We start from the raw sequence: 10,555 nt of genomic DNA, 5'->3' as shown, positions 1-10,555 counted from the left end.
TGCTGGATTTTTATTTTTAAGATCATCAAAAATTATAATAATGTATGCAAACGACAATTTCCATACTCGATCCATGTATCAGTGGACTTCGGTACTCCCTCAAAAAACATTAGAAAAATAAGAAAAAACAATGCCGCAAAAACACTTTCTAAAATATTAGTTTTCATTTCCCCTAATCATCTCCTCTGATTCTCACAATAATTTTACTTTTATAGACAGAAACACACTCATTATTCCCTATATTTTCATAATGAAATTTATTATTTACCGATTCAACCTCTAAACACTGTCAAATAAAAACATTACTAGAGATCGCTTTATTTCGTGCGTTGACGTCAGAACTCACTACGTACGATTCTATTGAATCAACTAATTGTTAAGTATGAATTTTGTTACTAATGGAAAACTTGAAAATTGTGTCGGAAAATCAGAATAACAACAGTTATATTCGACGATTCGTTGAGAAATCGATCACACTTTTCAAAAATGCGACTTTCGGAATGATTGGTCCGACATCGATGAAGCTTAAACAACTAGAATAAAAATTGACTAATTTTTCAGATATTTCTGGTTTTTAATGGTCTATCACCACTATTTTATGATTATAATAAGAAAATAATGGTTTTTATTACTTACATATGGAATTAAAAAATCTACAGGAGGTATGACACATGCCCTATTCGTTCACGTGTAAAAATATCACCAAGTCATTCCAGACAGGTGAAAACGAGACGTTCGCATTACAGGATATCCAACTCGACTTCGCTGAAGGAGACTTCATCTCGATCATCGGACCTTCCGGTTCCGGAAAGTCGACGTTGCTTAGCATTCTCGGGACGCTCGATACCCCGACTTCAGGAGAATTGTTATTCGACGGGAAAGATATCTCCAAGTTGAATGCGAAGCAGCTCTCAGACTTCCGGTTCGAGAACATCGGTTTCATCTTCCAACAGTTCCATCTCATCCCGACGCTGACGGCACTCGAAAATGTACTCGCGCCGCTCTTCGGACGTAAAGTCGACTACGATAAGGAAAAGCGCGCTCTCGAACTCCTAGAGGAAGTCGGACTCGCAGACAAGATCCATTCTCTCCCTTCCCAACTCTCTGGTGGACAACAGCAACGCGTCGCCGTCGCGCGCGCACTCATCCATCGCCCGAAATGGTTGCTCGCGGATGAACCGACCGGGAACCTCGATACAGCGACCGGGGAGGTCATCTTCGGTCTCTTGACGAAACTGAACCACGAGAATGCCTGTGGCGTCTTCTTCGTCACGCATGATCCCGAACTCGCAGCACGCGCGAACCGGACGATCACGATGAAAGATGGTCGGGTCGTCGATCCATCGGAGGTCCCTGCCTATGCTTAAGTTCATCTGGAACTCTTGGTGGCGCAACAAAGAGCGATTCATTTTGCTTCTCGTCGGTGTCCTGATCGTCAGTACTGGACTGAGCTATCTGATTGGGACGACCCAAGCCAACAATGGGACCGTCGTCGATGAACTCCAAAAACGTTGGGGATCGTCGTACGATATCGTCGTACGTCCGGAGGGCAGTCGGAGCGTGACCGAAGATTTGAACCTGCTCGAGCCGAATTATATGAGTGGACTCGACGGTGGGATCACGCGCAAACAATACGAGACAATCAAAAAAATTACGGACGTCGAGGTCGCTGCACCGATTGCGATGATTGGCTATACATCGACGTCGAGTAGCGTCGGAACACACACGGTCAATGAAGAAGGGATTTATCGTTTGAAAATCAAGGACTCTCAAAACACAGGGCTCCAAAAAGAATCTTATACCATGTCAACGTTTCTCGCTGCCGGCTGGGAACCAATGGGTGATGCAACGCGCGCAGGCGTCTCCCCTTTACAACTCGGCGAACAACCCCTTTATGACTATGGCTCACAAGTCATGATTGCTGGAATCGATCCTACAGCCGAAGATCAGCTCGTCGGTTTGAAAAAAGCGACTACAACCGGAACATACAGCCGTTTCTTCACCGAAACCGATCTTCCCGCTTCGTACGGAGACCAAGCGACACAAATCCCGATTTTATTGAATTCTCGTGAATACGTCGATGCGACCCGCACCTATACATACGAAAAAGTAGACGTTCCTTTCTCTTCAACCGGAATTGGCGATATGGTCCAGAAGATTGAAGAAAAAGGTGGGAAAGCATACCTCAGTAAGCTACCAGTAGAGGATCCTATTTCCTACACGATTACGACTCAAGACGTCCAAAAAAAGCTTGTGGACGGTATCCTTAAAAACACCTTGCCAACTGGCGATACGAACAATAGTAATTCACTGTCCTCCATTTCATTAAAGCCCTCACCGGTTGAATACAAAACGATTAAAAGTCCGTTCGGCTCCCGTTGGCCATTTACCTATCAGGTCCAACCAAAAGAGGTTGCCAAGGAATCATTACTCTTCAAGCGAAGTATGTACCGTGAAGCACGTGAATTCGAAGGTGGCTTTAAAGGCTGGAAACAAGTCCATCTCAACTTCATCGGCGTCTTTAACCCAGGGAAACTCGATGTTTCAAAAGACCCCTTAACCGAACTTCCGATGGAGACCTACTTCCCGGCAAAGGCGCAATGGGTCATGGATCAAAACGATCGTCCAGTCAATCCCGTCCGTGACGTTAAACCCGCCAACGATGCCTATGACTTCCTGACGAAACCACCATCGATGCTGACGACACTCGATGCTGCCTTTAAGCTCCGCGGGGATAAAGCGATTTCTGCGATTCGTGTCAACGTCAAAGGGGTCGAGACGATGAATGCGACAAGTGAGAAAAAGTTGCAAGCTGTCGCTCAGGAAATCGAGGATAAAACTGGTTTGATCACGGACGTCACACTCGGTTCCTCCCCTCAACTCGCCTTGACTTATTTACCAGGTCTAAAAGGAGAATCAGCGCTCGGCTGGGTTCAACAACCGTGGATCAAGCTCGGCTCGTCGATTGCGATTTTTCAAGAGGCAAAAGTCGGGATGAGTGGCATCATCGCGAGCGTCATTGCTGTCGCGCTCGTCTATGTCTTCAGCTCGAACATCATTTTACTCTATGCCCGCAAAAAAGAATTCGCGATCCTGCTATCGCTCGGCTGGCGATCACGTCAGCTGTCTAAACTCCTCTTCCTTGAGGCGACACTTCTCGGTACACTAGTCGCACTCATCGCTTGGGCGATTCTCGGATCATTTTGGATAACAGCGGATCACTCGATTGCTCTTGGACGCATCATCTTGATTGGGCTATCCGGACTATTGATTTATTGGGGCGGTACGATTGTTCCGACGTTACTCATCCGTCGGATTCAACCGTTTGAAAGCATGCGCTCCGGCGAAGTTTCAAAGGGACGGCGTTTCGTCCGGGCGCAAAGTGTCGTCGGAATGAGCATCAATCAACTTGCGACCTACTGGCAACGGACGCTTCTGTCCATCATCGCAATCGCCTTACCGACGAGCTTGTTCATCTTCTTCTTGTTCATCACTTTCCGACTAAAAGGAGTCTTATACGCAACCTGGCTCGGTGAATATGTCGCGCTCGAAGTCGGTACGATGCATTATGTCGCAATGGGCGTCGCCCTACTGATTGCGATCCTGACGACAACCGAGATCATGTGGCAAAACGTTAATGAACGAAAGAACCAGCTTGCTGTCCTCAAAGCAACCGGTTGGCGAAACGGTCAAATCCGTCTACTCGTCCTCAGTGAAGGACTCATGACTGGACTCTTCGCTGGAATCCTTGGTCTACTTGTCGCTTTGATGATGATTGGTTTCGTCTATAATCAGTTCCCGACTAGTGAGCTCGGTTTCTTGAGCCTTATGCTCCTGATTCCAGTGGCGACAGGCGTCTTCGGTGCCTTGCTCCCTGCCCAGCGCGCTGTACGGATCACACCAAACGCAGCCATTGGTGGTGTGAACGATAATCAACAATTGACCGAGCGTCGCTTCAAATGGGCACTCGGTAGCATCGCTGCTACCCTCGTCATCGGGACGACGAGTTTATTCCTCCTCGCTGAACCTGAAACGAGAACAGCTCAAAAAGAGATGACGACACCAAAAGTACAAACGACCGGACAAAAATTAAAAAATCTCACTCAAGATCCTACTGATAAGAAACATACCTCTGAAGACAATACGGCACTAGAACAACTAATGAACGCAGGCGCTATTCAGACATACCCGGGTGACCCCGCGGCAAAGAATTATGACTTCTCCGTCAAAAAACTCGTCTCAACACCGAAAGAATTAAAGCTTAAAGAGAAATCAGGGTATCGTTTCGTGACGATTCCAGTTTTCCTTCATAACCAGGATGAATTAGCTGCTGGTTCGTTTTCGTCGTATCGACCGCAAACCTTCCCGTTAATCGCTCTTGACGGAAAAGAGTATACTCCTGTCGATTATGTCAATCACGATGAAACAGCATGGAAAAATGCATTCCAATACATCAATTCGAAAAAATCATGGGTTGATCTCGTTTACCAAGTACCGGTTGATCAAAAAGTGTTCGTCTTACTTGCAAATGATGAGGCCGTCGAACGAACGACGACCGTCAAAATCACGCTAGAAGATATCGAAGAAGCAAGTACGTCAGCTGCTACCCTTTCTAAAGACGACGCAGAAAAACTCAAAACATTGATGATGCGTGGTGTCACTCAGACATCTCCCGGGAATCCAAAACATCAGTTTGATTCTTTCCATGTCGAGGCGTTGATTGACACACCAAAAGAACTGAATCTGAAGCAACGTTCCGGCTATCGTTTCTTAACGGTTCCCATCGTCATGCAAGATACAGGGGATGATATGGGCGGATTCACGACGTATCGTCCCAATCGGTATGCTTTGACGGATTTAAATGGCACGGATTATGAACCGGTTGATTATGTGAATCGGAATGAGAAGGCCTGGAAGAATGGCTTTCAATATTTCGCACCCTATAAATCACGCGTAGAGTTAGTCTATCAAGTGCCACTCGAAGAAAAACGGTTCGTCCTGTTCGCTTCTGATCCAGCTTTTCCAAAACCAACGACCGTTAAAATCGACCTCATGAAACAATAATCTAATCAATAGGAGGAGCTTTCTATGGACCATCCAATCATTGAAAGGAATCGAGGTTTTGCCGATGCTTAAATTCATTTGGAACTCTTGGTGGCGCAACAAGGAGCGGTTCATTCTGCTCCTCGTCGGCGTCCTGATCGTCAGTACCGGACTCAGTTATTTAATCGGTACGACACAAGCCAACAACGGAACGGTCGTCGATGAACTGCAAAAACGCTGGGGATCGTCGTACGATATCGTCGTTCGACCAGAAGGCAGTCGGAGCGTGACGGAAGATTTGAATCTGCTTGAACCGAACTACATGAGTGGACTCGACGGAGGCATCACCCGCAAGCAATACGAGACGATCAAACAGATTGCGGACGTCGAAGTCGCTGCACCGATTGCGATGATTGGAAACTATAATACCTATGCTGAATCAGAGACATACGATTTTAAAGATCAAGGCATTTATAAGATTACGATTCAAGACACGCAAGATACCGGTTTAAAGAAAGAAAAGGAGACGACAACTTCTTTTGTCGGTGCAGGCTGGTCTCCTCCAGAGAGTGATGGATTGAACCGTGATATCAGTCCACAAGCATTAGGAGAACATCCGGTCATCGGTTATGGGAGTTCAACGATGCTTGCCGGAATCGATCCGGAAGCAGAAGCCAAGCTTGTCGGACTTGACAAGGCGACTAAGAAAGCCACCCATAGCCGTTATTTCACGAAAGACGATGTCGTAAACGATTATGGAAATGACGTATGGAGTATCCCATTGATTCTGAATAGTCAGGAATATGTCGATGCGACACGGACTCTACGTTACGAGAAAGTCGATGTGCCAATCGTCAACGACTCGATGGTCGATACGGTACGAGGCGTCATGAAAAAAGGTGGTGAATCCTATCTCAAGACACTTCCGGTAGATGATTCGAAGGAATATCACGTGTCAACTCAACAAGCTACTAAGCAACTTGTGCAGAATATTTTGCAGGATAAATTTCCCGAGAGACCCCCGGGAAGCTTTGAATGGTTATCTCTAAAGCCATCATCTGTCGAATATCAAACGATTGCTAGTCCTTTTGCGAAACGCTGGCCATTCACTTATCAAGTAACACCTCAAGAGATCTCGAAAAACGTCCTGATCTCAAAACGATCGATGTATCGAAAAGCACGATCCTTTGGCGATACCTCCATCAACATGGATGCCGTTCCCAAGATGCGTGTGAACTTCATCGGTGTCTTCGATCCGAAAAAATTGAACATCTCGAAGGACCCGTTGACGGAACTGCCGATAGAGACCTACTTCCCGGCGAAAGCCCAGTGGGTCATGGATAAGAACGAGAAACCCGTCAATCCGGTTCGCGACGTCAAACCGACGAACGACCCGTATGACTTCTTGACGAAACCACCATCGATGCTGACGACACTTGATGCCGCCTTTAAGTTACGCGGTGACAAAGCCATTTCTGCTATCCGTGTCAACGTCAAAGGTGTCGAGGCAATGAATGCGACGAGTGAGAAGAAGTTGAAAGCTGTCGCTCAAGAGATCGAGGACAAGACCGGTCTGATCACCGATGTCACACTCGGCTCCTCGCCGCAGCTCGCCTTAACCTACTTGCCTGGATTAAAGGGAGAATCGGCACTCGGATGGGTCCAACAACCGTGGATCAAACTCGGTTCATCGATGGCGATCTTCCAAGAAGCGAAGGTCGGCATGAGCGGCATCATCGCCAGTGTCATCGCTGTTGCGCTCGTTTATGTCTTTAGTTCAAATATCATCTTGCTCTATGCCCGCAAGAAAGAATTCGCGATTTTACTGTCGCTCGGTTGGCGTCCGCGTCAGCTCTCAAAATTATTATTCCTTGAAGCGACTCTACTCGGGACACTCGTTGCCTTGATTTCCTGGACGATCCTCGGTTCGTTCTGGCTGACGGCGGATCATCCAATTGCCTTATCACGGATCATCTTAATCGGACTCGCTGGTCTGTTGATTTATTGGGGTGGTACGCTCGTCCCGATGACGCTCATCCGTCGAATTCAACCGTTCGAGAGTATGCGCTCCGGTGAAGTCTCCAAAGGTCGTCGGTTCGTTCGAGCACAAAGTGTCCTTGGAATGAGCATCAATCAACTCGCAACCTACTGGCAACGGACGATCCTCTCGACGATTGCCATCGCCTTGCCGACGAGTTTGTTCATTTTCTTCCTGTTCATCACCTTCCGACTAAAAGGTGTTCTTTATGCGACATGGCTCGGTGAATATGTCGCGCTCGAAGTCGGTACGATGCATTATGTTGCGATGGGCGTCGCTTTACTCATCGCCATCCTCACGACGACCGAGATCATGTGGCAAAACGCCAACGAACGGAAGAGTCAGCTCGCCGTCTTAAAGGCGACTGGATGGCGAAACGGTCAAATCCGGACGCTCGTCTTAAGCGAAGGACTGATGACGGGACTTTTCGCTGGAATCATCGGCTTACTGATCGCCCTTGCGATGATCGGCTTCGTCTACAATCAATTTCCAACAGGCGAACTCGTTTTCTTGAGCATTATGTTGTTGATTCCGATGGTGACGGGTGTTCTTGGCGCTCTCTTGCCCGCTCAACGGGCTGTCCGGATCACACCAAACGCTGCGATCGGGAGTGTCGCAACGAATACAAAAGCGACCGAACGTCAATTCAAAATCGCCCTTGGTTCAATCGGTACGGTATTGGTCGCAGGTGCAGCAAGTTTATTCTTCTTTGCAGCAGAAGAGACGACAACGACGACAGTTCAACCAAAAACTGAACCAACTGTCGTAACGACCGGACAAAAGTTGCAAGATTTACCGAGTGAGCCGGTTCAAAAGAAACAGTCGAAGAAAATAAATAAGGATGCCATCGAAGAATTGATGGACAAAGGCCGTCTTCAGACTTATCCTGGTGATAAAAACTTAATGAAAGAACGTGGGTTTATGGTCAGTTCGGCGAAACGTGTCCAACTCAAGGATCTTCCCAAAAATAAACAAGCTGTCTCCGTCAGACTTGAGATGCAAGTAAAGGGTGAAGATTCAGCTGACTCTTATATTGACTATAAACCATCTTCTTTCCCATTAATGGATAGTCAAAAGAAAAGCTACACACCAGAAGAAACGATCAACCTGAACAAAAAAGCCTATTCAGAAAGCTTAGGTTATTACGCTCCCTTACACTCAAAAATCGATGTCATCTATGTCGTACCGAAAACTGAAAATACCTTCGTCATGAACGTAAAAACAGGATTCACTGGTTTTCTCTACACTGTAAAAATCACCTTGTAAAAAAGAAGTCTCTCAGAATTGTTTATTTAATTGATCAATCGCAATATACATATAGTTTTTTACTGATTAACACTTGGAATCATAAAGAACATGTGTTCTATATTGCCTCATAAATTTAGGATAGCCCATTCTGTAGATTTATTAATGCTATTTTTATTTTTTTATTTTTGACGAATTGTAATATTAAGTGCAACACCTAACTGAAAACACAAAAAACCCATAACGACCTCGTGTAGAATAAAGCTACCACACCACATTCAACGGAGGATTCGTTATGAGCTATGTTCATCTTACCACATCAGAAAGAGTCAAAATAGAGACGTATCTCGAAACTGCTATTCCTTGAGGCGACGATGTTGGGTACGCTCGTAGCACTGATTTCGTGGACGATCCTCGGTTCCTTCTGGATCACGACGGACAATCCGATTGCGATGAGTCGAATTCTCTTGATCGGCTTAGCTGGGTTACTCATTTATTGGGGTGGAACGCTCGTGCCGATGTCGTTAATCCGTCGCATCAAACCGTATGAAAGCATGCGCTCTGGCGAAGTATCAAAAGGACGCCGTTTCGTCCGGGCACGGAGTGTTTTGGGCATGAGCATCAACCAAAACGTCACCTACTGGCAACGGACATTGTTATCCGTTGTTGCGATTGCTTTACCGACGAGTCTGTTCATCTTTTTCCTCTTCATCACCTTCCGCTTGAAAGGGGTGCTTTATGCGACTTGGCTTGGAGAATATGTCGCGCTTGAAGTCGGAACAATGCACTATGTCGCAATGGGGGTCTCATTATTAATCGCCATTCTGACGACAACGGAAATTATGTGGCAGAACGTCAATGAACGAAAGAGTCAGCTTGCTGTACTCAAAGCAACCGGCTGGCGCGACGGACAAGTCCGCTTGCTCGTATTAAGCGAGGGTATGATCACAGGACTTTGTGCTGGTGTGATCGGTCTTCTAACTGCGCTTGGGATGATTGGATTTGTTTATGGTCAATTTCCAGTACAAGAGCTTGGCTTTCTCAGCATCATGCTCTTCATTCCGGTGATCACAGGTGTTTTAGGCGCCTTGCTCCCTGCACAACGCGCCGTCCGGATCACTCCTAATGCAGCACTCGGCAGTATCGTCGAAAACACACAAGCGACAGAACGTCGTTTCAAGTGGGCACTCGGATCGATTGCCACCTCATTATGTGTCGGCGTCGCGAGCTTATTTCTATTTGCCTCGACTGAATCATCGACGGCTCCACAACAAAGTGCTCCGTTAAAACAGCAAACTAATGGACAAAAATTAAAGGATTTATCTTCTGAAAAAAAATCATCGAATGACTCGAATACAGTCAATCAGGAGACAGCGCTCAAAAAACTTATGAAGAGAGGTGTCATCCAAACGTACCCGGGCGATCCGAAAGCAAAATACGAACTGTTTTACGCTAAACCACTTATTCCGACACCAAAGAAATTAGACCTAAAGGAAAAATCCGGTTATCGGTATATCACGATTCTTGTTTTCATGCACAACTCTGATACTCGAAGTGAAGGTGCCTATTCAAACTATCGACCTGGAACGTTTACACTAACTTCCCTGGATGGTAAAGAATATTCCAGCGTTGATTATGTCAATCATAATGAAAAAGCTTTGAAATATGGCTATCAGTATATTTCTCCGTATAAGTCTCTTGTCGATTTAGTATATCAGGTACCTATTGATCAAAAAGTATTCGTTCTATATGCGGCAGATGAAGCTTTCCCAAAACCAACAACAGTCAAAATTGAATTAGAAGGTAGTTAAATACGATGCCCTCCCAATCACATTGAAATGGGAGGCAGTGTATTTCTAAAGCATTTCAGACTCTCTATTATTTTTCTAAGCAATAAGATTAAGATGCAATAAGATTAAGATATAGAAAATACTCAAAAGAAGTCCATGTCTGCGTAACGATATGAACCTCCGTTGGGTAGTGTTCAAATTCCTTTCGGTCAATTCACCATCTAAAGACTTTATCAAAAATCAGGCGAGAATACTCCCACCTCTAAGCGTCTTGGGGCGAAGCCTAGCGTAGGTGGGAGATGAATCGCCTTCGGGCAAGGTGTGTCTTACGACACATCAATTGCCCTACATTTTTTTGGTTTAACAACAAGCAAAAGCAGGAAGAATTAAAATGTCATGTTCTTTGAAAACTGAAGATATAGGGTTGTGACAGGAAGTT

General features: G+C 45.8%; 4 protein-coding genes. All 4 read left to right on the top strand.

The window, feature by feature from the left end:
- The first annotated feature begins 671 nt into the window (after nt 1–671).
- Nucleotides 672–1,367, top strand: coding sequence for an ABC transporter ATP-binding protein (locus P403_RS0115720; protein WP_029333640.1), 696 nt, complete (start codon nt 672–674; stop codon nt 1,365–1,367).
- Complete coding sequence (locus tag P403_RS0115715) at nt 1,360–5,064, top strand: ABC transporter permease (protein ID WP_029333639.1); 3,705 nt, start codon at nt 1,360–1,362, stop codon at nt 5,062–5,064. The genes P403_RS0115720 and P403_RS0115715 overlap by 8 nt, the downstream gene beginning before the upstream one ends.
- A 64-nt stretch (nt 5,065–5,128) precedes the next feature.
- On the top strand, nt 5,129–8,347 hold the full coding sequence (locus P403_RS0115710; RefSeq protein ID WP_029333638.1) for an ABC transporter permease: 3,219 nt from the start codon (nt 5,129–5,131) through the stop codon (nt 8,345–8,347).
- A gap of 356 nt (nt 8,348–8,703) precedes the next feature.
- Entirely contained in the window at nt 8,704–10,137 is a 1,434-nt protein-coding gene (locus tag P403_RS0115705) for an ABC transporter permease (protein ID WP_200872401.1), read from the top strand.
- The last annotated feature ends 418 nt before the right edge of the window (nt 10,138–10,555 follow it).

Origin of the sequence: Exiguobacterium oxidotolerans JCM 12280, assembly GCF_000702625.1 — a bacterium.
Taxonomy (GTDB): Bacteria; Bacillota; Bacilli; order Exiguobacteriales; family Exiguobacteriaceae; genus Exiguobacterium_A; species Exiguobacterium_A oxidotolerans.
The sequence above is the reverse complement of the archived record's forward strand: the minus strand, read 5'-3'. Positions and strand labels throughout refer to the sequence as shown.